Origin of the sequence: Trichormus sp. NMC-1, assembly GCF_001858025.1 — a bacterium.
Lineage (GTDB): Bacteria > Cyanobacteriota > Cyanobacteriia > Cyanobacteriales > Nostocaceae > Anabaena.
The window spans coordinates 1,046,981-1,072,309 of record NZ_LZQD01000001.1; the positions used below are offsets into that span (position 1 = coordinate 1,046,981).

Consider the following 25,329-nt stretch of genomic DNA (forward strand, 5'->3'; position numbering starts at 1 on the left):
TTTTTGAAAGATACGTAGGGTGCGTAAAGCCCTTGCGGGCATGGCTACGCTTAGAGCGATAGCGTAACGCACCGTAAACTTGATTAATAGTGCATCAGGGCTTTGCCTAACGCACCCTACAAATACTTAGATGTTTTCAAAATTCAAATACTATTGCTATAGAAAACGCATATTTGATTTTCACTGCTATGTCTAATAGAAAAAACTTCAGGAACAATCTCTGCAACCTTACGTCATAGGAGACTCTAATCAGCCATTACTAGACTCACATTAGATAAGCTCAAAAGTTGGCGTAATAATCGCACATTAACCACATCATTCAGACTTCTGGACAGGAGGAAAATGTGGAATCTACAGTTGAAAAAATATCAGAAACTATCCTAGTAAATCCACGTCAAAACAGATATCAATCAGACATTATTGGAACCCACCTTATGAGTCGTCTTCATCGTTGGAAATCTAGCACTGCTGCACTCATGGCAATAGCAATTACAACTGGTGCAGCTACACCCTTCTTTACCTTTGCTCCTGTTCAAGCACAAGGATTCAATCTTAATCAATCCAGAACAACTACTATTCGTGCAACAGCCACCTTACCTGTGACTTACGAAAAAGAGAAAGTAATTGTCACCCCTGGGGAAACTTCACCCCTAACATTGAAAATACGCAACAACATTATCGACAGTAACAGAAATGTTTTAATTCCCGCTAATACACAAGTTGTGGGACAGCTAGAACCTATTAACCTGTACAATAATTATCCGAACGGTAACAATAATAATAATAAAGGTGTACGCTTTGTAGCCAAAGAATTAGTATTTTCTTCTGGACGGCGGTTACAGATTAATGCCAATTCCCAAACAATCACCCGAACTCAAAGAATCTCCAAAGGAAGCGATACTGGACAAATATTAACTGATGCTGCAATTGGTGCTGGTGCTGCTACCGTCATTTCATTGCTGACAGGTAACAAAAAAATTGAAGCGTTAGAACCCATTGCCGGTGGTGCTGCCGGTGCTTTAGCCAGTGTGCTGCTGCGGAAAAAATCCGTTGATGTCTTCGTTCTCCAGCCAGAACAGGATTTATCTATCACACTTCAGTCCAATTTGGTGATACCTCGTAACTAGACTTAACTTAACTTAAATTAAGTCGTGACTTTAATAACTCTTAAATAGCGATCGCCACTGTAAATATTGTGTGCGATCGCTTGATTTTATGGACTCAGTCATGTCTACTAAGCTTATTGCTCAAGACCTACAGCCCAAAACCCATATCATAATTTCCGCCTTTCCTTCCCAGTTACTGTGTCAATTCCAATGATTAAGTATTCAACCAGACATGATACTATGACTATTGGTACAGAAGCTATCAGTAAAAGTAGTTACCAAATATATAAACTGGTGGGAACCGTTTATTGTCAAAATGGTCTAAGTAGTTAACAGATGTAGTTAACAGAAAGAAAAAATAATTTTAGAGGAGTAATACCAATGTTTACTTTAAATCGATGGCAATCAAAAACAGCCCTGATCATGGCTATGAGTGTAACAGCAGGTACTGTAGCACCCTTATTTACAGTTACACCCACATACGCTCAAACTAGTTTTTCTGATGTTTCCTCTAACTACTGGGGATCACAGTTTATTCAGCAATTATCGCAGCGGGGTGTAATTGCCGGATTTCCTGATGGTACATTCCGTCCAGAAGAGCCGGTCACACGCGCCCAATTTGCGGCGATGATCAATAAAGCTTTTAACAAATCAGCACAACGGCCAGCAATCAATTTTAATGACGTACCCAGAAATTTCTGGGCTTACAACGCCATTCGCCAAGCCTACACCATCGGTTTCTTATCTGGATATCCTGGCAACCAATTCAGACCTAACCAAGCTATTCCCCGTGAACAGGTTCTAGTTTCCCTTGCCAATGGTTTAGGATATGCTACCACTGGTAATGTGGAAACAACTCTGCAATATTTCAACGATGCCTCTAGTATCTCTGGCTATGCTCGTAGTCCTATAGCAGCGGCAACTGATAGAAGAATTGTCGTCAACTATCCTAATGTCAGGTTCCTCAATCCCACCGTAACAGCTTCTAGAGCGCAGGTAGCAGCCTTTATTTACCAAGCCTTGGTGAGTTCTAATCAAGCCACAGCAATTAACTCACCTTATATTGTCTCTCTGGTTACAACTCCACCACCACCCATATCTGTCACCATTCCTCAAGGAACTAGTATCCCTGTGAAGTATGAACAGGCAGAAAAAATTCTCGTCACTAAAGACGAAACCGCACCTTTAACTCTGACAACATCACAAAATGTAATTACCCAAGATGGCACAGTGGTGATACCCGCTGGTAGTCAAGTTATTGGTAAACTTCAACCGGCTCAAGGTGGTTCTCAATTTGTGGCCGAGAAATTAATTTTGACCACAGGTAAAGAATATAACCTTAATGCTTCTTCTGAAGTAATTACCAGAACTGAAACTGTCAGAAAAGGCAACAGTACTAGTTCAATTATCAAAAATACCGTCTTGGGAGCAGCAGCAGCAGCAGGGGTATCTGCGGTTACAGGCGATCGCGCTATTGCCACAGAAGAAGTTTTAGGTGGTGCTGGTATTGGAGCCTTAATTGGTCTGTTCTTTGGTAAAACTAGTATTGATTTAATTGCCATTGAACCTAACACCGATTTAAACATGACAATTAATCAAAATCTCGTAGTTAATCTTCGATAGTGATTGGTTATTTGCTCATGTCCCATAAATCATGATTAATAACTGATAGACAAAAGATTCAGAGGGAACTCTTAACAGAAAAAACTCATGTTTAAAAACATGAGATTGAATAATGACCGGAGGCGGAGTGGCTCCGGCTCCGCACTGTTTTTTTTTGACTGAGCTTTAAACTCAGAACTAAAGTTTCTTATCTGTTCCCTGTTCCCTGTTCCCTATTCCCTGTTCCCTTTTTTTGTAAGAAATACCAAAAAAAGAATAATTAACAGCAGCTGAAATACATTTTTCCTAGGTTTCTATTCTTTCTTGGCACTTTCTAGTGAATTACTTCAAGCAACCAAATTATCACAGTGGTTCCTGGAGTTGATGAGGAAGTAAAATCTGATGAAAGTGCAGGGCTAAAAACCTCAATTTCGCCCTGCATTTGCTCTATTAATTGTTTAGCAATCGCTATCCCTAAACCTGTACCAGGAATTTCTGTTTGCGCCTGTACACCTCGGTAATGTCTTTCTCCCAAATGAGCTAAATCTTCAGGAGGAATACCAGGGCCAGTATCACTAATAGCTATACCTTGAAAATTTCCTCTTTTTTGTCCGGCTTGAATCCCAATCTTCCCGCCAGCCGGAGTATATTTTAAAGAATTATCAATAATATTACTTAGCACTTCTCGTAATGCTTTGATATTAGCCTGTACCACTGGTAAGTTGTCAGGAATATCTGTGATCAATTGCAGATTTCGCTCTTGGGCAACAGCTTGAGCCGATACTATTAATGGTGCTAATAAATCTGCTAATGAACAATCAGTGATCTTTTCTCCTGTACCAGGCAATAATAATACTACTGGCTTGGGAGATTTTTGCACAGATGCCTCAACAACAAACTCTGATTCTGGCAAAGAAATTGCTGTTAAATCTGCTTCTGTTAAGTCAATGACTTGATCAAACTGTTGCAGCAACTCTTGGAGGCGATCGCTCTCTCGCACTATACTAGTCGCTACATCTCGGTTAGGCTCTGCCAATCCCAGTCGCTTCAATAGCAGTTTACCAAAAGTTCTAATAGTTGTTAAAGGGTTACGAAACTGGTGTAAAAGGTTATCTAATAAATCTCGTTGCTGTTCTTGCAGAATCTGTTGTTGATGTAGCTGCTGCTGCAACCAAGCTCGACGTTGATCTAAAATACAAGCGATCGCCATACTCTGAGCTATCCGCTGGATTTGACTTTCTTCCCGTTCATTCCAGGCTCTGTCTTCCCTAGCAGTCACCAATAACCCCATCATCACACCTTCATAAATCAAAGGTAAAACAATTTGATTACCACTGAGTAGATATTCTTCTTCCTGAAAATTATTTTTATCTGTATTCCTCTTCCCAGAATCCTGTGATGAATTAGAAGACAATCCTCCGGCTGTCAGTAACTTGCGACGATGATTCGGTAATGCCAAAACATTGCCAGTTTTTATTTGCCTGTGTACAGTTCCCTCAGCCGATTCATCCCCAGGCCTTAATACTCCCGTCTCTGGATAGACAACCACAGGAATCAATTGCGCCTCACCTGTTGACGTTTCTACCAATTCTTGAGTTAAATAGACAACACTCAAAGAAGCTCCCAGCCCTTGAGTTAGTAACGATATTTGCTCTCGACACAGAGCAATAAAATCCGAACTGGCAGACATTAACATTTTTTAGCTCTTGCTCAGGATTACAGACTTGCCGGGAAAATTTAAAAAATTCTCTGTTTTTCCGACCTCATTTCATACAGCTTAACTAAATCTTCTCCCTCATGCTTTATTCTGGGGAATGATATTACCACTATAATTTGTCAGCAATGCTGCCAGCAAAAGGGAATAAAGCTTGTTTTTTGAGAAGGATGAACAGTTTTAACTAGATATTTATTTATTTTTACCCGGCGGCACTAGTACATGACGGTGCAAATAAACCAACCATTTAAAATATACCAAAAGCCTCCGTCATCAGCTTTGCGAATTTTGTATCCCTGACGGCAGATGTAGGCTCTATTTTGAATTCACGGTGGTATTAGTTACTCTTCGAGCAGATGAAATAGCTACTGAGAATTACTCTAAATTCGAGCATATTATATTCCTTGTATCAAAACATTAAAAACCATTGATTTTTTAAAATATAACTTATATAATTACGACGGGTTTTGTAGCTATCACTACAATCTTATAGCTTGAAAGAGGAGGACAATAGGTTGGCAAGGAGACGTAAAAGGAAAAGTCGTCGTCGCCAGGAAGGACGGCGAATTCTGGAGCATGTGCCTCAATATAGCATCGAAAGCGGCGAAGATAAACCTGTGACAGCAGCACGAAAATTCATTCAAGCTGAAGGTATTTTGCCACCTGCCTTGCTACTTGTAAAACGGAACGAACACACAACAGACCGTTATTTCTGGGCAGAAAAAGGACTGTTTGGCGCTCAATACGTAGAAGAGAATCATTTCTTGTTTCCCAGCCTGCGAGTTCTAGAACCTCCGACTGGACAAGAACTAGTTGCTGTAGCTAGTCGATAACCTGTAAATGGTTATTTACCGGATTGAATGTGACTTCTGACTTCTAACTTCTGACTCTGACAATAATTAACTGGCCAAATTGATCAGTTTATGCAAAAATTCCATTTTTTTTAAGTTTGTAGCTGAAAAACCGCCAGTCAAGCTTCTCCACATTAGAGGATCAACTCCTTTTCAGCCTGCTTAGTTGGGGGAGTTGATATCTAGTATGCTGATGCAGCGGGGAGTAGCGACAGAGCCAAAGGCATTAAAAAGCGAAACTGTAGAGTGGTACTCTCATAGCTTAAATCGCCAAGACACTCAGTCAACGAATCTCAATTTTCCTTACGAAACTACTCGTCAGGCAAACTGGCAATCCCCGATTTGTTTTGCCTCCTCCCTACTATTTCATGTCCTCAAAAGTCAGTCAGAAGTCTCCCTCATTAATTGAGTGATGATTTGAAAACCCAACCTTCAGTCATCCGTCTTTAACTGTAAAGCCTTTTGTAACTCAGCAAGTTCATCTCGATGGGCAATTACAGTGATTTTGGTTGAGGAGTGTTGTTCGCCCTGGATTGTTTCCAATTTGAGTGACACTTTCTCAATTCTTCCAGCTTTTTGCCAATAAAATAACCCGCTCAAAGGTGAAAGTAGGACTAGTAACAACAAAAATTTACTTTGGCTAGAAAAAAGAAACGACAAAACCAGGGATAAGCAAACAAGACCTACCGCTGCCAATAACGTCAAAAATATGGCTAAAAACCAGCTAGGTCTAACAAAACCTTCAAAAGCTACTTGGTTCTTTTCTCTGTCTACGGATGTTACTTGGTAAGAACGAGAGCGAAAATACTCCTTTAATTGGTTCATCAGCGTCGTTTCATCTTGCTCAGAAACTAATTGCGCTCTTTCGGTCCGGTCTTTGGTAGCAGCACGAATAAAGAAAAATAGTCCAACCGATAATAACAAAGTTAGCAGCAGCGTAGATTGCACAATAGCAGTATCCATAAATAATTCTTAATTTTTGACTGTTCAGATTTATCTATTATCAATTATTCTGGAATTTACGGACAACAGAAAAAAACCCGCAAATTTATATTTGGGGTAATTTTTAAGTTTTAAGTTTTAAGTTGTAAGTTTTAATTTTTAATTTATCCCCAGTCCCTTATGTCACAAAACTCCGAAGCTCCATCCTCTAATCTCCGGATCATTGCCCAAACGTTTCGCTTGGCAGGTTGGATTAGTTTTTGGATTCAACTAGTACTGGGTGTTATCTCTGGGATTATAGTTTTATTATTCGCCATATTCAGTCAAAGAGCAGGTAGTCCCAATAATAATCCAGGAACAGGATTTGGTGTATTTCTGGCAATTTGTGGAATAGTGGTGTTAGGTGGGGGCATTTACTTAGCCTATCGTTACACTAGAATTGGCAAACAACTAGAATCCCCCAATCCTAGCAATCGCCCGCGTAAACTTGAAACTATGCAGGTAATCCGCTTGGGACTATGGGTGAATTTAGGAGGGATACTAGTGACTTTGTTGGGGGCGCAAGCAATAGTCGGTACACTGGTAGCGAGATCGATATCTCCCCAAGCTGTAACTACCCAACTATTTGACCCCACCCGGATTATTAGCGGTTTAGATATGCTGGTAGTGCAGGCAAACACAAACACTGTCTCAGCCCACTTTGCAGGACTGGTTGTGTCCCTGTTTTTACTAAATCGCATTACCAAGTGAGAATTTGACAAAGAAATGATATAACAACTTAGAACCGGACAATAACAACCAAAAAATGCTAGATATTAAACAAATAAGAGAAAATCCTCAACTCGTACAAGACAAGTTGAACACTCGTAGTGGTAAATACGATATTCAGCCTATTTTAGATTTAAGCCAACAACAACGGGAATTAGAAGGAAAACGGAATCAACTCCAAGCGCGTAGTAATGAAATTGGTAAACTGGTCGGACAAAAGGTAAAATCTGGTGTTAATCCTCAAGATCCAGAAATTCTCGCTTTAAAGGAAGAAGGTAACTCTCTCAAAACCACATTAAGCGAACTTGAACCCCAGGAAAAAGATTTAAAAGCACAAATTCAAGATTTACTTTTAGCACTTCCTAACTTACCCAGTGATTCTACCCCCATTGGTCAAAGTGAAGAAGATAACCCAGAAGTGAGAAAATGGGGAGATGAATATAAACCCGAAAACCCGAATATTTTACCTCATTGGGAAATTGGCGAAAAGTTGGGAATTTTGAATTTTGAAAGGGCGGTTAAAATTGCCCAAAGTCGGTTTGTGAGTTTGATAGGTGCGGGTGCAGCTTTAGAAAGGGCGTTAATTCAATTTATGCTTTCTAAGCATATTGAAAATGGCTATATAGAAATTAGTCCACCGTTGTTAGTAAATACAGATTCTTTAACGGGAACCGGACAATTACCGAAGTTTGCAGAAGAAAGTTTTAAATGTGCAGATGATGAATTGTGGTTAATTCCAACTGCGGAAGTTCCTGTTACTAATTTTTATCGGGGGGAAGTTATCAACGCAGAAGAATTACCAATTTATCACTGTGCATATACGCCATGTTTTCGTCGAGAAGCGGGAAGTTATGGACGAGATATGCGGGGTTTAATTCGGTTGCATCAATTCAATAAAGTGGAGTTGGTGAAGTTAGTAAAACCGGAAGATTCTTTTGAGGAATTAGAGAAGTTAGTTGCTAGTGCAGAGTCAATTTTACAGGGTTTAAAGTTGCCTTATCGAGTGATTAATTTATGTACTGCTGATTTAGGTTTTGGGGCAACAAAGACTTATGATTTAGAGGTTTGGTTGCCATCTTCTGGGAAGTATCGAGAGATTTCTAGTTGTTCTAATTGTGTGGATTTTCAAGCGAGAAGGGCGGATATTCGGTTTAAGGAAGCCGGTAAGAAAGGGACGCAGTTTGTACATACTTTGAATGGTTCTGGTTTGGCTGTGGGAAGGACTATGGCGGCTATTTTGGAGAATTATCAGCAACCTGATGGGACGATTCAAGTACCGGAGGTGTTGCAGGTTTATTTGGGTAGAGAGGTTTTGTAACAAAGAAACGTTACATAGAGAAGGATACTTATAGGGTAAAATTCTGTATAATCACCCTTAACAAAGTGATTATACAGAAAAATTTTGTATATTTTGTTAGAATTTTCTATAGTTTACTAGATAAATAGGAGTAGCTACTATAAATGCCAGCCAATCGCCCCTACCGGAGAACTTATCGTCAGTTTGTGGATGGAAATTACACTGAGGGTGGACGTTCTCAGTACATAGTTCATCCCAAATTTGCTCAATCTCCTAAAAATTATATTCGTGGATTTCTTCTCTTACAAAATGATCTACAAGAACTCTTTGATTATATTGAACCATCATACACAAATCGAGACTGCTTTTCATATAGAATTCATGCTCTTTTGGTTCGAGCGTGTATAGAGGTGGAAGCAAATTTTAAGGCCATTCTGAGAGAAAATGGATATAGTAAACGTTGTATGAATATTGAAAAAGACTACTATAAAATTAATAAAACGCATCTACTTTCTTATTATCAGGTAGAAGTTCCTTACTGGAAGGGAGAACACAATATACGGCAACCTTTTTCGGCTTGGTTGTCAACTAATTATAACCCTCTACCTTGGTATCAAGCTTACAATAATACAAAACATGATCGGCATTCTAATTTTGAACAAGCAAAGTTCGAGAATCTAATAGATGCCTGTTGTGGCCTGCTTGTACTTTTATCATCACAGTTTGGAACAGAGGACTTTTCTCCAGGAAGTGCTTTCTTAGCTTTAGAATCTTCAAACGATACTATTGGTAGTTACTTTAAGGTTACGTTTCCAGAAAACTTTCCGCTAGAATCGCGATACGATTTTAATTGGCAAGTTTTAAAACATCAAGATGATCCTTTTGAGAATCTTAATTACTCAACCTAAGGACTGTATTATGTTCTTCTGAAAATGTAATGCACTATTCTTTATCTAGATTTAACTTGTGTGGAATAAGAATGAATTATCTAATACATCATAAAATGTATTTCAAAGTTGCTAGAGAAAATCTAGAACAAGCTCTGTTATCTGAAAAATCAGTAAGAAGCTGGATGCTAGATTCTAGTAATTGGATCAAACAAGAGTCAATTGATAAAAGCTATTCTGAGTTTTCGGAGTCCGCTATAACCTCCATTATTTTCTCTGGACTGACTGTTGAATCTTTTATAAATTATTATGGGATATCCAGGCTTTCTAAAAACGAGTTTGATAACTATTTGGATAAGCTAGATTTACTTTCTAAGTGGATTGTTATTCCAAAATTCGTAACAGGTAACTCGATTGACACGGGATCTCATGCTATTTCCTTATTAAAACAATTAATACGGAGCAGAAACAAGTTAGTCCATTACAAATCATCAAAAATTAGTCCTCATGATTTCTATAGTAGTTTGAAAAATTTCCAACCTACTGATCCTAAAAGTCGTCTTCCTTGGATAGAAGATGCTGAAATAGGCATTCAAGCAATCTATAAATTATTGAGTGAGATTGTCAAAATTGATAGCAGTATTAGCCGTGAAGAAACCGAATGGGAGGAGGAATCTGACAAATGTTTTCAGATGTGGTCTATTTTTGATTAGTGCGATCGCTCATCTTGTAGAGTGCGTTAATGAAATGTAACGCACCGTTTTTTATTAATATTTAACTATCTGAATCAGGATATCCAGGATTAAAGGATTAACAGGATTATATTTGAGTTCGATATTCTGGGGTGTTTGAATTAGTGCAATTTCTGAAAATGTAGAGGAATATTAAAAAACCATCCTGTACATCCTCAAATCCTGCACATCCTGATTCTGACAAAAAGCAACTTCTGAAAATATAGATGAATTTAAAAAAAACATCCTGTACATCCTGATTCTGACAAAAAGCAACTTCTGAAAATATAGATGAATTTAAAAAAAACATCCTGTACATCCTGATTCTGACAAAAAGCAACTTCTGAAAATATAGATGAATTTAAAAAAAACATCCTGTACATCCTGATTCTGACAAAAAGCAACTTCTGAAAATATAGATGAATTTAAAAAAAACATCCTGTACATCCTGATTCTGACAAAAAGCAACTTCTGAAAATATAGATGAATTTAAAAAAAACATCCTGTACATCCTGATTCTGACAAAAAGCAACTTCTGAAAATATAGATGAATTTAAAAAAAACATCCTGTACATCCTGATTCTGACAAAAAGCAACTTCTGAAAATATAGATGAATTTAAAAAAAACATCCTGTACATCCTGATTCTGACAAAAAGCAACTTCTGAAAATATAGATGAATTTAAAAAAAACATCCTGTACATCCTGATTCTGACAAATAATGTTAAAAATTCTATTAGCGGAAAATGGTAAAAAAAGATAAACTGATTGAAAAATTAACAAATAGTCCCAATAATGCCAAATTTAGTGATATTCGTAAACTGTTAGAATTAGATAACTTTGTATTAGATAGAATTACAGGTAGTCATCATATCTTTATCAAAGATGATATAATTTTAGTAATTCCCGTACATAATAATCGGGTAAAATCAGTTTATGTTAAACGAGTATTAGAATTAATAGAAGGAGCGTAATTATGAATTATCCCATAGTTGTTTATCCCTGTGAAGAAGGCGGTTTTGTAGCTGAAATTCCAGCATTAAAGGGATGTTTAGCACAGGGAGAAACTTTAGAAGAAACATTACAAGAATTGATCATTGTCAGAGATTTATGGTTAGAAACAGCAGAAAAACATGGTCAACAATTACCAGATGTTGAACGTGCTATTTCTCAAGTTAAAGCACTCAGTAATGTATAACTAACTGTCAGAATCAGGATAACCCGGATTAAAGGATTAACAGAATTATATTTGATATTGATATTCTGGGATATTTGAATTATCGCAATTTCTGAAAATCAATGATTTTTTGACTTTTGACTTTTGAATTTTGACTTCCCGAAGGGTGTCCTGATTCTGACCAAAAAATGATATACTAAAATATAGTGATTCAAGCAAATTAGCTAGATAAAATAATATGTTAACCCTGAATTACCCGCATATTGAAAAAACCGAGAATCAACCAGCAAGATTAAAGCGTTTTCCAAGAATTAGAGTAGCACAAATTGTCATGGATTATCTTGCTTATGGTTGGTCAGTAGAAGAAATGTGTCGTCAGCATCCTTATTTAACTCAAGCTGAAGCTCATGCTACTATGGGTTATTACTTTGACCATCAAGAAGAAATTGACCAAGAAATTAAAGAAGAATGGGAACAAGTACAACAAAGCAAAAATGAATTAGTATCATCTCCATTTTACAGCAGAATGAAAGCCAAAGGACTGTTGTAAATGACTATTGCTTTATATATGGATGTTCACGTACCTCAATCTATTACATCACAATTGCGTCGTCGGAGTGTAGATGTATTAACTGCTTTTGATGATGAAACCCAAGAACTTCCTGATGATAAATTATTAGAAAGAGTGACGGAACTTAAACGAGTTCTATTTACTCAAGATATTCGTTTTCGAGTTTTAGCGGAAACTTGGCAAAAAGAAGGAAAACAGTTTTCAGGATTAATTTTTGGACATCAACTAGGTGGTACAATTGGTCAATTTGTGCAAGATTTAGAATTTATTGCTAAAGCTTCAGAGATTGATGAATGGATGAATGTTGTTGAATATATTCCTTTTAAATAATATTGCTCTTAGGGTGCGTTAATCAATTTTATTTAATGCACCGTTTTTTATTATTTTTATAATATATTTAACTGTCAGAATCAGGATAACCAGGATGAAAGGATTAACAGGATTATATTTGATATTGATATTCTGGAATATTTGAATCAGTGCAATTTCTGAAGATGTAGATTAATATTAAAAAATCATCCTGTACATCCTCAAATCCTGAGCATCCTGATTCTGACAAATTTGGTATAATTAACATAATCATTTACTAATTAAGTAAACTATGAAAACACTAGACATAAAAGTAACTATAACAAATGATGGCAAATTATTAGTCAATTCTCCTGTAGATATACCAATGGGAGAATATAACGCTGTTCTTGTATTAGAAGATCGCCCAATTGATCATCATGTTCAAACTTCTGTACAAAATGCTCAGGCTATTTTTAGAAAATATATTCCTGCTAGTAGAAAACTTTCTGAAGAATTAATTCAGGAACGCAGAGAGGAAAGTTTGAATGAGTGAAGTTGTTGTAGATGCTTCTGCTATTTTAGCTTTACTCAATCAAGAAACTGGTAGCGAAGAAGTTTTAAAATTTATTGGTAAAGCTGCAATTAGTACAGTGAATTTATCTGAAGTTATAGCAAAATTAGCCGATGCAGGAATCCCTGAAGAAGATATTAGACAGATTATTTATAATCTCAATCTTGAAGTTATTAATTTTAATGAAGAACAAGCATTAAAAGCGGGAATGTTGCGCCCAAATACTAAATCAATTGGGCTTTCATTTGGGGATAGAGCTTGTTTAGCATTAGGTATTATTCTTAATCAGCCTGTTCTCACAACTGATCGGTTGTGGGGTAGTATTAATGTGGGGGTTGAAGTTAGAGTAGTGCGTTAGGTGTTAATGAAATGTAGCGCACCATTTTTTATTAGTATTTAACTGTCTGAATCAGGATAACCAGGATTAAAGGATTAATAGGATTATATTTGAGTTTGATATTCTGGAATATTTGAATTACTGCAATTTCTGAAGATGTAGATTAATTTTAAAAAAACATCCTGTACATCCTGATTCTGACAAAAAGTGATAATCTATAATATAATTACACTATAATCCTAGAGGTAAAACTATGACTATTGAACAAGCAGTTTTAGAGAACTTCCGAGAATTACCAGCCGAGAAACAACAAGAAGTTTTAGATTTTATTCAATTTCTCAAACATAAATTACCATCAAAAAAACGCCGCATTCCTCCTAGTTCCATTGCTGGTAAAGGTAAAACATTGGGTGATATTATTAGTCCTACTGTCAATGAAGAAGAGTGGGAATGTCTCAAATAATAGTCCTTGATACTCATATCTGGTTTTGGTTTATTAATCAACAATTTGATAAATTTCCTACCTACTGGAGAGAAGCTATTGAAAACGCTCGGTTTTATATTAAAATTTAACGCGAAACAGGATGCTAGAGATGAAATGGGTAAAAAACCAGAAATTATTGCTTTAAGTTGGGATGAGGTTTTTGAAGAAATCTATACACTTTGGGAGGATTAGAAAATTTATATCTAGGAAAAGTCACAAATCCAATCATCTAAAATGCCGAATCACCTCAGCCACAGACCAAGCTTGAGCGATCGCTCCCCTAGATATATGCGGTGCATCACCATCAAAAATTTCCGAAATCGAATTAATACAAGCACTAGCGAGAAAATGATTTATTAGTGGTTCCCAATCAAAAGGTAAAGTTTTCTCTGGGTAAAAACGTTCCCAAGCCCGGATGTATGAACCTATCAACCAAGTCCAGACAGTACCTTGATGATAAGAACGATCGCGCTTTTCTGAATTCCCATCATATATGCCTACATATTCTGGATCACCAGGATCAAGACTACGCAAACCATAGGGAGTCAATAAACTAGACGTAGCCAAATCTAATACTAGACGACCTTGCTGCTCAGAAAAACCACAATGGCGTAAAGATAACGCCAAAACTGCATTAGGGCGAATTTGCGAATTCCGTCTATCATCTGGAGCAATGAAGTCGTAAAAATAGCCTAACTGGGGATTCCAGAACTTTTGCAACGAAGCTTTTACTTGCTGTGCTTGCTGTCCATAGCGTTGGGCTTGATTATTTAAACGTACAGAATTGCCTACATCTATTTGGCTCAAACGTTCTGCCCATTGACTCAACCAACATAAAGCTGAATACCATAAAGCATTGATTTCTACTGGCTTACCACGACGGGGTGTAACAGGTAATCCCCCCACTAACGCATCCATCCAAGTCAGCGCGACACCGTTAGCATCCCAACAAATTAGCCCATCAATGGCATCCACTTGAATATTGTAGCGAGTACCACCAACAAAGGCTTTGTGAATTTGCTGCACAACTGGGAATTGCTCTATTAAAAACTGCCAATCTTCAGTAGCTTCTAAATAAAGTCCTAAAGTTTCAATCCACCACAACGCTGCATCAATACTGTTATAGAACGGTTCGCTGTCAACATTGGGAAAGGCATTGGGAATAAGTCCATGACGACAGTAACGCCCAAAAGTTTTTAATATACCTTTAGCTAAATCAAAGCGCTGTGTAATTAGTGTCAATCCCGGTAAAGCAATCAAGGTATCTCTTCCCCAATCATTAAACCAGTGATATCCAGCAATTACTGTCGGTCCGGTAATGGAAGCACGATAGACAATAAATTGATCACTAGCTTTAAGCAGTTGTTCCCTCCTTCCTGCCCCCTGCACCCCTGCTTTTTCTAGTCTCCAGCCGAAAATTTGCGAAAGTCTCTCTTGTTCGGCTTCTACGGCTTCTACAAAGCTATCAGAAGAGAGAATAGGTTGCTGGGGGTTGGGTAAACCTACGTTTGCTTCTAGGGTGACTGTATCTCCTGGTTGGAGATTAGCTATTAAATAACCAGGACTATAGAGGTCTTCTCGATCTCCTAGCCCCCGTTTTGTTTCTTCTGGTAAACTATAATTCCTGTACCAAAATCCATCGGCTTGATATTTTCCTTGTGTCCAGCGCAAATACCAAGGTGTAGCAAATTCCCCGCCAATGTTCGCTTGTAGACAAACTAGGTGTTGATTGACCAATTGGGAAAATTGCAATTTCTCGCTTTCAGATTGCTGATGATGAAAATCGCGATCGCCTATCAACAGTCTTAACCTCAAAATCCCCTCTTGTTTACCCTCATACCGATACTGGATTAAAGTCCTTTGGGCGTTGGGCATTGGTAATTTATTCTCCCTACCTGCCCCTACCCACCCATAAGGCATCACCAACTGTCTACTTAACTGCCAATTCTCCTCACCCCAAACCCATTTGGGAATTGGGTTAATATCAAAATTGTGCAGCAGTTTATAGCCTTGTGGCTCAATTTGACCACCACCCCAACAATTTGTCCCCAGTGCTATGACTTTTCCTGGTATTTCCAGACTTGCTTCCAAGTGAGAAAGCAGTAATTTCCGCCCAGTAGGGGGATTTGTCGCCGCGAACAACCAACCATGATAAGTCCGTGTCCGAACATCAGAAACTGTACCACTGGCAAAACCACCCAAGCCATTGGTAAGTAACCATTCTCTTGTGTCTAAATCAGTCATTAGCTACTCAAAATCGTTATGACTATGATATAGTCGTAATAGATCGTAATTAAACTGTGATAGCTTGGCTGGGTGAGTTTTTACTGACCCGAATCCCAACGCTGAAAAATAGATATAAGTTGAAGGAGAACTAGGTTAATGACCCTTACTTACGGAACAGAAGGATGCCTCCGCGTTGGCCAACAGGCTCCAGACTTTACAGCAACAGCTGTGGTAGATCAAGAATTTAAGACCATTAAACTTTCCGACTATCGCGGTAAGTATGTCGTCCTGTTTTTTTACCCCTTAGACTTTACCTTTGTTTGTCCCACTGAGATTACAGCATTTAGCGATCGCTACGAAGAATTCAAAAAGCTTAACACGGAAGTACTTGGTGTTTCCGTTGATAGCGAGTTTTCTCACCTAGCTTGGATTCAAACAGATCGCAAATCTGGTGGTGTCGGTGACTTAAATTATCCTCTAGTTTCTGACATCAAGAAAGAAATTAGTAGCGATTACAACGTCCTTGACCCCGCAGCTGGTATTGCTTTGCGCGGTCTGTTCATCATTGATAAAGATGGTGTTCTCCAACACGCTACCATCAACAACCTAGCCTTTGGTCGCAGTGTTGATGAAACCTTGCGGACATTACAAGCACTTCAGTATGTTCAATCTCACCCTGATGAAGTTTGCCCCGCTGGTTGGCAACCTGGTGACAAAACCATGAATCCTGATCCAGTGAAGTCTAAAATCTACTTCTCTGCTGTTTAAGAAGTAAGAGTTTTTTAATTTTTCAAAATTTTGAATTTTGGGTTGAAAGATTCAAAATTCAAAATTTAAAAAGTTTCAATATTAACATTGATACAGCGTTTTCCTTTGCTGTATCTCGACTTTATGAGGATAACAAAACTCAAAGCGAAAACTTCAATAAAAACTCTGCGTCACTTTGCGTTTACCTCAGCGAACCTCTGCGTTTAAAACAAAGTGTACCTCATTACACCGGGAATTACCGTATTATCTAATATTTGTTAATTGCTGTAATTTTATGCTTACCTCCACAGATTTTACAGGTTTATTTAATGAGCGTTTCTTTCGTAATTTTTTACCAAAACCAGCATTAGATGATATTCGACTGGGAGTAGGAACGCCAGATTTTAAGTTGACAGATATTACAAATAACCGCACATTAAAATTATCTGATTTTAAAGGTAAACAACCGGTTGTCATTGCCTTTACGCGGATTTTTACCGAAAAACAATATTGTCCATTTTGCTATCCCCATATCAAAGATTTGAATGAAAAATATGAACAATTTAAAAATCGCGGCATAGAAGTTTTACTGATTACTAGTACTGACAAAAAGCAAAGTCAAATAGTTGTCAAAGATTTAGACTTAAAAATGCCATTGTTAAGTGACCCAAGCTGTTATGTATTTCGTACCTATCAAGTAGGACAAGCTTTAGGAGCGCCTTTACCAGCACAGTTTGTATTAAATCAAGAAGGAAAATTAATCTATCGACATTTATTCTCCTTCTTAGATCACAATGCTTCTGTAGAAACATTGTTAGAACAATTTAATTAATTGGAGTTTAAACTCCAATCCGGTTAATTTCAAACATTAACGCACCTCGTTCAGACTCTCGATTTGCTTGGTAAACATCTCAGTGAACAAACTCATTACTGTTCGTTCTTCACGCACTTTAATATTGGCAGTAATTGACATACCGGACTGTAAAGAGATATTTTTACCTTGCGTTCCCAGGGATTGTCTATCCAAACTGACTTTCGCGGGAAATCTGTAAAATTGATGATTTTGATCTGGGGGTAAAGCATCTGAACCAATATTAATTACCTTACCTTTGATATCTCCAAACTCGCTGAAAGGAAAAGAGTCTATTCTCACATCTACGTTCATGCCTTTGCGTACAAACCCAATATCTTTATTGGTGATAAATACCTCAGCGACATATTTATCATTTGGCACGATTTGCAGTAGCTTTTGTGTGGGGTTCGCTACAAAGCCAGGATTCTTAGCTTGCATATCAAATATAGTCCCCGCAACAGGAGCGCGGAGTTCTTGATATTTGACATTTAATTGTGTCTGGGAAATCTTGCTGGTGATATCTGCCAAACGCTGCTCGTTATCGAGAACAACCTTCATAAATTGGCTATCAATTTCCGCAATGCGTTTTTTGTTGTCACCTATCCTATCCAGAATGTTTTTATCAGAGGCTGCTACTGTATTAGTTGCTTCCTGTTGTCCTTTCTGAATATCAAACTGGAGGCGTTTTTCTTCTTCAAATAATTGTGAAATTTCTGCCTTGAGAGTTTGTACCTGTTGTTGCTGATTCAGGTATTGAAGCTGAGAAATTCCCCCTTCTATTGCTAATATTTTTATTTTCTCTAAAATACCTTGTTGAATTACCAAACTATTTTGAGTATCTTTTCTTTTGAGTATTGTTTGAGATAGTTGTTTTCTGGTTTTTTCAATTTCTAACTTGGCTGCGGCGGACCGAGAATCTAATTCTGTTTTAGCGGTGATGAGAAGTTGTTCTTCATCGATTCCGTTCCCTGCATTAGGTGCTGAATTTCTTAATTGAGCGCGCAGTAGTTCATTTCCTGCTACTAATGAGGCTCTACTTTTGAGAAGAAAAGCAGCTTCGGCTGGCAATTTACTGCGTAAAAAGTCCAATTCTGATTCTATACCTGTACTTGCTCCCATTAAACGCCGATAAATATTGTTTTCTTGAATTAAGGCGCTGCGAATTTTATTTAACGAACTTAATTCAGCTAAGGTGGCAATAGAATCGAAAGTCAAGAGTAAATCTCCTGGCTTTACTGATTGTCCATCTTTAACATAAACAGCTTTAACAACACCGCTAATAGGAGCTTGTACTTCTTTGACTGTTCCTTCTGGTTTTAATTGACCTGTGGCAGGAACTGTTTGCTCGATTTTGGCAAAATTAGCCCACGCAATCCCAAAACAGGCTAACCCCATCAAGGTGATCATGATGGTACGTGACCACATGGGAGATTGACGCAAGACTACAGACGACTCAAAGTTATCCTGATAGGCATTAATTAAAGAACTTTTGGCCGCTTTTTTTGGCAGTGTCAGCATCTGGGAATCTTGCTTTTTTCCGTTGCCGTTACCGTTACCGTTGATGTGATTACCATTAAGTTGAGTCATAACAATTTTAGATTTTAGATTTGGGAATGAAAATTTAAGTCAACAGTTTAAATAAATAACTTCAAGGGTGAGGAAATCCCACCCTTACAAATTACAAATTGACTTCTTGTTGTTGATAAAGATAGAAATAATGACCTTTAGCCGCCATTAATTCGTGATGGCTACCTTGCTCTATCACCCTACCGGCATCCATGACGATAATCGTATCTGCATTACTAACAGTATTCAGACGGTGAGTAATAAAGAAGACGGTAGTTCCTTGAAAAGCTCTAGCTAAATTTAGTCCTATTTGTCTTTCGGTAGGATAATCTAAGGCGCTGGTAGCTTCGTCTAAAACTAATAATTTGGGTTTTTGTAAAATCGAACGGGCGATCGCAATTCTTTGTCTTTGTCCACCAGATAGGGCTGAACCTCTTTCTCCTACTCGCGTGTTGTAACCATTGGGTAAATTCATAATAAACTCATGGGCTACAGCAATCCGCGCGGCTTCGATAATTTCCTCGGTTGTCGCTTCGGGATTTGTCAGGGCAATGTTTTCTTGAACTGTGCCATCAAACAACAATGGATCTTGAGGAACAACACCCATTTGCCGGCGTAGAGAATAAAGTTCTACTTTGCCAATGTCGTAACCATCGATTAAAATTCTGCCGGACTCAACATTGTAAAGTCTCAGCAGTAACTTCATCATTGTGCTTTTACCTGAACCGCTCTGCCCGACAATACCCACAAATTTACCAGCCTGGAAATCGAGGCTAACATTGTTCAGTTGCAGTGGTCCACTAGGGGCAAATCGGAAGGAAACATTTTCATATTTGACTGCACCAGTAATTGCAGGTAAGGGAATGTTGTTTTTGTCTATTTCTGCTTCTTGTGGTGTATCAACAATATCGCTGAGACGTTCTAAAGATAACCCAGTTTCTTGGAAGTTTTGCCAGATTTGTGCCAAACGTAATATTGGGCTAGTAACGTAACTAGAGATAATTCTAAAGGCGATTAATTCCCCTAAAGTTAATTCTCCTTGCAATACTAAATAAGCTCCCACCCATAAAACTAGTAAGCTGCTGAGTTTGTTGAGAAACTGACTAGTTGAATTAGCCAGGGTGGAAGTGATCACAGTTTTAAAGCCTGCGGACACAAACCGAGCATAACGTTCTTGCCAGGAAAAGCGCGATCGCAATTCGATATTTTGCGCTTTCACTGTTTGAATACCTGACATGACTTCAACCAAATAAGATTGAGTCTCGGCGTTGCGTTCAGCTTTGGCACGTAACTGTCGGCTGACTGTGGGGGCGGCAATTAATGTAATCACCACAAATAGGGGAATTGTTCCTAAACCGACTATGGTTAGTTGCCAACTGTAAAACACCATGACGACGATATAAACTACCGAGAACAATGCATCTAATCCCACCGTTAGCGCCGTACCTGTGAGAAACTGGCGAATATTTTCTAATTCATTGATGCGAGTAGATAGTTCACCAACCGGTCGCCGTTCAAAATAGCGGAGTGGTAATCGGAGTAAGTGGTCAATAATTTGTGACCCCAAACTCATATCAATGCGGTTGGTGGTATCTACAAATAAGTAAGTCCGCAGTGTAGTTAGTATTGCTTCAAATACACCAACTGCTAATAGTAAAACTCCTAAAATATTCAGGGTACTAATACTATTTTGGACGATGACTTTATCAATAATCAACTGAATAACTAGGGGATTGGCTAAAGCTGCTAGTTGTACGAAAAAGGAAGCAATGAAGACTTCTATGAGGACGCGTCGGTATTTTGATAAATAGGGTAAAAACCAGCGTAACCCAAAGCGTTCTTGGGGCGTTTCTTGGGTGGCACTGAGTAATAATACCCTAGCTTGCGGCTGCAAATTACTGTCATCAGTTTCTAATTCTTCTAGTAGTTTGCCCGGTTTGCAGCGGATAATCCCTCTAGATGGCACACCTAAAACTACTGTATGGGCATCGACTGCATAGATAACAGCATAACTATCACTATATTGAATTAGTGCTGGTGTAGGGATGCGTGTGATGGAAGCAGCGGGAACATCTACTAATTGGGATCTGAGTCCGATTAATTCGGCTAAATAAGCGCAAAGTTGAAAGGATATACCACCTTGGCGTTGAATTTGCTCGTTTAAGATGCGACGCACTACCTCTTTCCGCAAGGGAATTTCTAAGTGCTTGGCGACCATTTGAAAGCAAGCCAGGGTAGAATTTAATTCGCCCTGTCCGCGAAAAAATGGGTAGTTTTGATGTTTTTGCTTAACTTGTGGTGTGTCAGATGGTGATGGAAAAACTTCCTCTGTTGTGGCGTAGGGAATTTCTAAGTCATCGATAATTACGCTTTGATGGGCGGGAATTTCTGCCTCGGTTTGATGATCATCCAGGAATAATAAATCTATGGGATTTATACCCACTAAACGGGCGGGAACATTCCCCGTTACTTCCAAAACATCTTTGGCGCTACTAGATTCTATCCGAGAACTAGGAGGAAAATTAGTTACTGTACCACCACCGCTGACAAACCAGATCCGGTCACTGTCTAGTTTGCTAACAGGGGTTTTTCCCGGTGGGAGTTGATGTATTTTCGCTCCTAATAATGCTTGTTGAGTGATTTCTTTGAGATTTAAACCAGCGTTAGCTTGTTGGGCTAACTGCGGGCTAATAACATCGAATAGTTCTATAATGTGACTACAGTTTTGACGCGCCTGGGCAAATGCTGGATTCTGAGAAAGAAGACGTAAATAATCTGCTGTACTAAAAGTTAAGCAGATAACTTCGGTCGATGCGATCGCTGTTTCACAAGCAATTTGCCGCAATAAACTCATCTCACCCAGTATTGCTCCTGGTTCTAGGATTTTTAAAGTAATTGGCAATTGGGTCTGAGGGTCATATGCCAACAGCCGCACTCGTCCTTCGTACAGAATTGCTATGCGGTCGGGTAGCCTTTCTTTACTAATTATTTTTTGACCTATACGGTAGCGTAAAGCTTGCTGTTGTGATAATAGATTGTTTGCTTCCGCTGCTGATAATTGCTCAAAGCCTTCAACAGTGCTGAGAAATTCTTCAAAAGTATTCTTAATATAAGTCATGTTTATGAAAATTAATTAATTTACTATGGTTTATATTCCAGCTAATTCACACCTCTGATGTTTGAATTTGCCAGTTTTGTGCAGCTATTTGTGTTTGCAGCCAAGTTTGAAAACGTTCGTTTAGTAATCGTTGACGGGTTCCTCTATCCATTTGCGCCGGTAATAGCCTTTCTAATCGCACTATTACTATGCGATCTCCTATTTGAGTAGGCGGAAAAACTTGCTGTGGTTGGCTAACAGATAAAATTTTCACCAGAGATTGATGGAGCGATTGTAATTCTACAGGACCGACTAAACCATCTGTCTGGGCTTCAGGTCCTTCGGCGTATTCCCGCGCTAGTTGAGCAAAGGACTGTTCTCCTTCTTGGATGCGGAAGTAGATTTCTTGGGCGATACCGATATCAGAAGTTGTAATCAGCGAATATATAACTCGATCCAACTGAGGTTTGCGTTGGTAAAAGTAAGAGTCTATATCTTGTCCCCAAGTCGCTTCTTTGAACTTCTCTAGTTTTAATTGGCGAATAGCGAGGATATTCAACTGTTCGGAACTTATTCCCTGTTCTTGTCGCCCTTGATATTGTTGGGCTAACTGTTCACAGGCCAGTTGCTCTTCTTGTGGCGTACACTCAATCTGTGCGATCGCTTGATCAATCACCACCTCTTTGAGCAATAGCGGCATTAACTGATATTTTGCCAATGATTGCAGAACGTCTGAGGCTGTGAGTATGCTATCGCCAAATTGCAGAACTGGATTCATATCACTTGTAAGCAGATTTACCACCGTTATTAGTCGTTGTCAAAAAAATAGTAGAAACAGATTGCAGCTAGTTTATCTATGGGTTAAGGTTACATATTTATCTATAACTTAGTCCCATTACTTTTTCACTGCGTACTTAGATGTTTGCTAAACATCATGACAAAAACCGAATATGCTCTTGTCAAAGTTAATAACAAGGGCATCCGTATTTGCATATTATCGTACCAAACTATCACAATTTTTTGAATTTGCAAGCTTAAACTGGCAGTAAATCCACAAAACTTTCAAATCTAGCTGGTAACTTCACGAAATCCATTATCTCCTGACAATACCTTCACCAAATTCTGAAAAGCTTTTCAGAATCAGCGCCTGTGGCTAAACTCCAGTAGGATCAGCCGGAGAGGAGGGTAATCCTCTTGCGTGGCTAAAAGCCTTACAGCCAGAGGAGATTGGCTTTTTACTAAGCCCCCCACTCTTTTAAAGTGAGGACTTGTGGTGAAGGTTTTGTGTGTATAGCGGCGACTGTAGTTGCCAGGGCTAGTATGAAATTAGACTTCTCCCATTAGGCAATCACAAAGAAGTCACTATTACTGAGAGTAGGTAGTCCAGAGAGTATGGCAATTTGAATCTTATTGCTAACAGTGCCATTACCGTCAGCATCAAAGAACAAAGCACCGTTGCTAGTGTTGTAAATAAATCTTTGGAATTCATTATTAGCTGCGGTTATCCCTGCACCAAAACGGAAAGCAGAAGGATCAAGAACCGCGTTTGGAGTTAAAATATTACCAAACCCACTAGCAGATATCTGAATAACGTCATTACCAACTACAAAGTCTTGAATTCTATCAATACCTTCATTCAAGGTAGCGTTATTGAAGCGGAAAATATCATTACCCGCACCACCAAAGAGGTTGTCATTACCCAAACCACCAATGAGGGTATCATCACCTGCTAGACCGTAAAGATAGTCGTTGCCACCATTACCAGTCAGGGTATTATTGCCAGAATTGCCTGTGAGATTGTTATTCAGGACATTACCTGTACCGTTAATATTGCCGATTCCAGTTAAAGTCAGACGTTCTACGTTGTTGCTTAAAGTGAAGTTGACAGTGGAGTTAACTGTGTCTATGCCCTGATTGAGATTTTCGGTAACTGTGTCACCGGCATCGTCAACAAAGTAAATGTCGTTGCCGTTACCACCAATGAGAGCATCAGCACCTTCACCACCAAAAAGGTTGTCATTACCATCACCACCAATGAGGGTATCATTACCTGCTAAACCGTAAAGAGAATCGTTACCACCACGACCATCAAGGATATTATTGCCTTCATTACCTGTGATATTGTTATTCAGGGCGTTACCTGTACCGTTGATATTGTTGGTTCCACTTAAAGTCAGACGTTCTACGTTGGCGGGCAAGGTGTAGCTGACTGAGGCTCTAACTGTATCTGTGCCACCATTCAAAGCTTCATTAATGTTGTCACCTATACTATCAACGATGTAAGTGTTATTGCCACTATTCCCCACAAAAGCATCTCCGGTCGTTGTATTCAACAGCACCGAAATAGTGTCGTCGAGTTCGTTACCTACGACTAGATCAAGTTTGCCATCATCGTTAAAGTCTGCTACAGCTACAGCGCGAGAACCATCTGCCGCAGCATAGTTAGTCGCAGCGCCAAAACTTCCTGTGCCATCGCCTAATAGTAATGAAATATTATCATCATCACTGTTTGCTACTAATAAGTCGAGAAATCCATCACCATCGATGTCAGCTATGGCTACTGACCGAGGTTGTGCGCCTACGTTGAATCCACCGGGAGTCTTAGAAAAGTCAAAGGAAGTTGGTTGACCAAGGTTATCTGGGTTACGTCCTAATCCCACGAAAACTTTGCTTAGACCAGACTTGACCTGTGCTATGTCTACAATGCCATCATCGTCGAAGTCAGCAAGAGCGAGCGCATGGGTAGTATTACCAATAGTATAATCAAAAACAGTTGAAAAGTTGGATACACCATCGCCCAAGAAGATTGAGACATTATTGCTGAAAATTGTACCCGCTGCCAGGTCTAAAATGCCATCGTTGTTGTAGTCTCCTAATGCGATCGCATTCAGTCCACTCAGTCCAGAAACATCATAGTTGGGATAGTTGGGATTTGTGCTGAAAGTACCTGTACCATCACCCAATAATATGGAGACATCACTGTTAGCAACAAGAAGATTTGACAAGTTTACGTTTGCTGATGCTAAGTCTAGGTTGCCATCACCGTTCAAGTCTAATACAGCTATGGAAATCGGATTCCATGTAGACCCTACATTATAGCTACCGGCTGAGTTGAAACCACCTGCACCATTACCCAATAAGATGGAGACAGTTTTATCATCAGCGTTTGCTACTGCTACATCGAGGTTGCCGTCTTTGTTAAAATCTGCTATCGCTACAGAATAGGGGCGATCGCCGGCAGACAAGTTGTTGGGTGCGCTAAATGATATTGTCATTTCTTTGTTCCTTGTTAAAAATTCAACACTGTATTGATTTAAACTGAAAACTGCAAAATCTGTCTGGATGACGGTCACTTATAAATTAATATTCTTACTTCTGGCTCTTGACAAATCCTGCCTTTGCTTAACTTCCCATCGATTACTGTAGGATGAAAACTTTTAATAGTCGAGAGATAACATGATATTTTTACTAAAAATTTATACTAGTTAGTCTTTAAGGCTAATACAAGGCAA

Annotated in this window: 25 protein-coding genes; 18 read left to right on the forward strand and 7 right to left on the reverse strand. The window is 38.8% G+C overall.

Going from position 1 to position 25,329, the window contains the following annotated elements; all coding sequences use genetic code 11:
- Nucleotides 1-434 precede the first annotated feature (434 nt).
- Nucleotides 435-1,127: a conjugal transfer protein TrbI gene (locus A9Y75_RS04655; RefSeq protein ID WP_071188822.1), complete on the forward strand. Its 693-nt coding sequence runs from the start codon at nt 435-437 to the stop codon at nt 1,125-1,127.
- 360 nt (nt 1,128-1,487) lie between these two features.
- Nucleotides 1,488-2,729 carry an S-layer homology domain-containing protein gene (locus tag A9Y75_RS04660; RefSeq protein WP_071188371.1) on the forward strand — a complete coding sequence of 414 codons (1,242 nt, stop codon included), beginning with the start codon at nt 1,488-1,490 and terminating at the stop codon, nt 2,727-2,729.
- Between the two features lie 313 nt (nt 2,730-3,042).
- Here the strand turns inward: A9Y75_RS04660 and A9Y75_RS04665 are convergent, their stop codons facing one another.
- Entirely contained in the window at nt 3,043-4,404 is a 1,362-nt protein-coding gene (locus A9Y75_RS04665) for an ATP-binding protein (RefSeq protein ID WP_071188372.1), read from the reverse strand.
- Nucleotides 4,405-4,937: 533 nt separating this feature from the next.
- Between A9Y75_RS04665 and A9Y75_RS04670 the strand changes: the two genes are divergently transcribed.
- Both A9Y75_RS04670 and A9Y75_RS04675 read left to right on the forward strand, forming a co-directional pair.
- The gene (locus tag A9Y75_RS04670) at nt 4,938-5,255 is read left to right on the forward strand and encodes a DUF3155 domain-containing protein (RefSeq protein ID WP_071188373.1); all 318 of its coding nucleotides are present in this window, start codon (nt 4,938-4,940) and stop codon (nt 5,253-5,255) included.
- 205 nt (nt 5,256-5,460) lie between these two features.
- Nucleotides 5,461-5,682 carry a hypothetical protein gene (locus A9Y75_RS04675; RefSeq protein WP_071188374.1) on the forward strand — a complete coding sequence of 74 codons (222 nt, stop codon included), beginning with the start codon at nt 5,461-5,463 and terminating at the stop codon, nt 5,680-5,682.
- A gap of 23 nt (nt 5,683-5,705) precedes the next feature.
- Here A9Y75_RS04675 and A9Y75_RS04680 read toward each other — a convergent pair whose 3' ends face one another.
- Nucleotides 5,706-6,236 carry a cofactor assembly of complex C subunit B gene (locus A9Y75_RS04680; RefSeq protein ID WP_071188375.1) on the reverse strand — a complete coding sequence of 177 codons (531 nt, stop codon included), beginning with the start codon at nt 6,234-6,236 and terminating at the stop codon, nt 5,706-5,708.
- A 159-nt stretch (nt 6,237-6,395) separates the two neighbouring features.
- Between A9Y75_RS04680 and A9Y75_RS04685 the strand changes: the two genes are divergently transcribed.
- The 12 genes from A9Y75_RS04685 (at nt 6,396) to A9Y75_RS30045 (ending at nt 13,520) form a co-directional block, all read left to right on the forward strand.
- Nucleotides 6,396-6,965: a DUF3611 family protein gene (locus A9Y75_RS04685; protein WP_071188376.1), complete on the forward strand. Its 570-nt coding sequence runs from the start codon at nt 6,396-6,398 to the stop codon at nt 6,963-6,965.
- A gap of 55 nt (nt 6,966-7,020) precedes the next feature.
- The gene (gene serS / locus A9Y75_RS04690) at nt 7,021-8,301 is read left to right on the forward strand and encodes a serine--tRNA ligase (protein WP_071188377.1); all 1,281 of its coding nucleotides are present in this window, start codon (nt 7,021-7,023) and stop codon (nt 8,299-8,301) included.
- Nucleotides 8,302-8,444: 143 nt separating this feature from the next.
- Entirely contained in the window at nt 8,445-9,188 is a 744-nt protein-coding gene (locus A9Y75_RS04695) for a hypothetical protein (RefSeq protein ID WP_071188378.1), read from the forward strand.
- Between the two features lie 71 nt (nt 9,189-9,259).
- On the forward strand, nt 9,260-9,880 hold the full coding sequence (locus A9Y75_RS04700; RefSeq protein WP_143046361.1) for a hypothetical protein: 621 nt from the start codon (nt 9,260-9,262) through the stop codon (nt 9,878-9,880).
- Nucleotides 9,881-10,643: 763 nt separating this feature from the next.
- Nucleotides 10,644-10,871 (forward strand): type II toxin-antitoxin system HicA family toxin, encoded by a 228-nt coding sequence (locus A9Y75_RS04705; protein WP_071188380.1) that lies wholly within the window; start codon nt 10,644-10,646, stop codon nt 10,869-10,871.
- 2 nt (nt 10,872-10,873) lie between these two features.
- On the forward strand, nt 10,874-11,095 hold the full coding sequence (locus A9Y75_RS04710) for a type II toxin-antitoxin system HicB family antitoxin (RefSeq protein ID WP_071188381.1): 222 nt from the start codon (nt 10,874-10,876) through the stop codon (nt 11,093-11,095).
- Between the two features lie 217 nt (nt 11,096-11,312).
- Nucleotides 11,313-11,624, forward strand: a complete 312-nt coding sequence (locus tag A9Y75_RS04715; RefSeq protein WP_071188382.1) for a DUF433 domain-containing protein — start codon at nt 11,313-11,315, stop codon at nt 11,622-11,624.
- Nucleotides 11,625-11,975 carry a DUF5615 family PIN-like protein gene (locus A9Y75_RS04720; protein WP_071188383.1) on the forward strand — a complete coding sequence of 117 codons (351 nt, stop codon included), beginning with the start codon at nt 11,625-11,627 and terminating at the stop codon, nt 11,973-11,975. It abuts the gene before it with no gap.
- 271 nt (nt 11,976-12,246) lie between these two features.
- Nucleotides 12,247-12,489 carry a hypothetical protein gene (locus tag A9Y75_RS04725; RefSeq protein ID WP_071188384.1) on the forward strand — a complete coding sequence of 81 codons (243 nt, stop codon included), beginning with the start codon at nt 12,247-12,249 and terminating at the stop codon, nt 12,487-12,489.
- Nucleotides 12,482-12,865 carry a type II toxin-antitoxin system VapC family toxin gene (locus tag A9Y75_RS04730; RefSeq protein WP_071188385.1) on the forward strand — a complete coding sequence of 128 codons (384 nt, stop codon included), beginning with the start codon at nt 12,482-12,484 and terminating at the stop codon, nt 12,863-12,865. The genes A9Y75_RS04725 and A9Y75_RS04730 overlap by 8 nt, the downstream gene beginning before the upstream one ends.
- A 232-nt stretch (nt 12,866-13,097) precedes the next feature.
- A complete protein-coding gene (locus tag A9Y75_RS04735) occupies nt 13,098-13,307 on the forward strand; it encodes a DUF2281 domain-containing protein (RefSeq protein WP_071188386.1) in 210 nt (69 codons plus the stop codon).
- A 78-nt stretch (nt 13,308-13,385) separates the two neighbouring features.
- Nucleotides 13,386-13,520 (forward strand): hypothetical protein, encoded by a 135-nt coding sequence (locus A9Y75_RS30045; protein ID WP_269086263.1) that lies wholly within the window; start codon nt 13,386-13,388, stop codon nt 13,518-13,520.
- 33 nt (nt 13,521-13,553) lie between these two features.
- Here A9Y75_RS30045 and A9Y75_RS04745 read toward each other — a convergent pair whose 3' ends face one another.
- Complete coding sequence (locus A9Y75_RS04745; protein WP_071188388.1) at nt 13,554-15,572, reverse strand: amylo-alpha-1,6-glucosidase; 2,019 nt, start codon at nt 15,570-15,572, stop codon at nt 13,554-13,556.
- A 138-nt stretch (nt 15,573-15,710) separates the two neighbouring features.
- Between A9Y75_RS04745 and A9Y75_RS04750 the strand changes: the two genes are divergently transcribed.
- Nucleotides 15,711-16,322, forward strand: coding sequence for a peroxiredoxin (locus A9Y75_RS04750; protein WP_071188389.1), 612 nt, complete (start codon nt 15,711-15,713; stop codon nt 16,320-16,322).
- A gap of 274 nt (nt 16,323-16,596) precedes the next feature.
- On the forward strand, nt 16,597-17,133 hold the full coding sequence (locus A9Y75_RS04755) for a redoxin domain-containing protein (protein WP_071188390.1): 537 nt from the start codon (nt 16,597-16,599) through the stop codon (nt 17,131-17,133).
- 36 nt (nt 17,134-17,169) lie between these two features.
- Here the strand turns inward: A9Y75_RS04755 and A9Y75_RS04760 are convergent, their stop codons facing one another.
- The 4 genes from A9Y75_RS04760 to A9Y75_RS04775 form a co-directional block, all read right to left on the reverse strand.
- Nucleotides 17,170-18,741: an HlyD family efflux transporter periplasmic adaptor subunit gene (locus A9Y75_RS04760; RefSeq protein WP_071188391.1), complete on the reverse strand. Its 1,572-nt coding sequence runs from the start codon at nt 18,739-18,741 to the stop codon at nt 17,170-17,172.
- 91 nt (nt 18,742-18,832) lie between these two features.
- Nucleotides 18,833-21,838, reverse strand: coding sequence for a peptidase domain-containing ABC transporter (locus A9Y75_RS04765; RefSeq protein WP_071188392.1), 3,006 nt, complete (start codon nt 21,836-21,838; stop codon nt 18,833-18,835).
- 46 nt (nt 21,839-21,884) lie between these two features.
- Nucleotides 21,885-22,595 carry a peptidylprolyl isomerase gene (locus A9Y75_RS04770; protein ID WP_071188393.1) on the reverse strand — a complete coding sequence of 237 codons (711 nt, stop codon included), beginning with the start codon at nt 22,593-22,595 and terminating at the stop codon, nt 21,885-21,887.
- 562 nt (nt 22,596-23,157) lie between these two features.
- A complete protein-coding gene (locus A9Y75_RS04775; RefSeq protein WP_269086264.1) occupies nt 23,158-25,170 on the reverse strand; it encodes an FG-GAP-like repeat-containing protein in 2,013 nt (670 codons plus the stop codon).
- Nucleotides 25,171-25,329 lie beyond the last annotated feature (159 nt).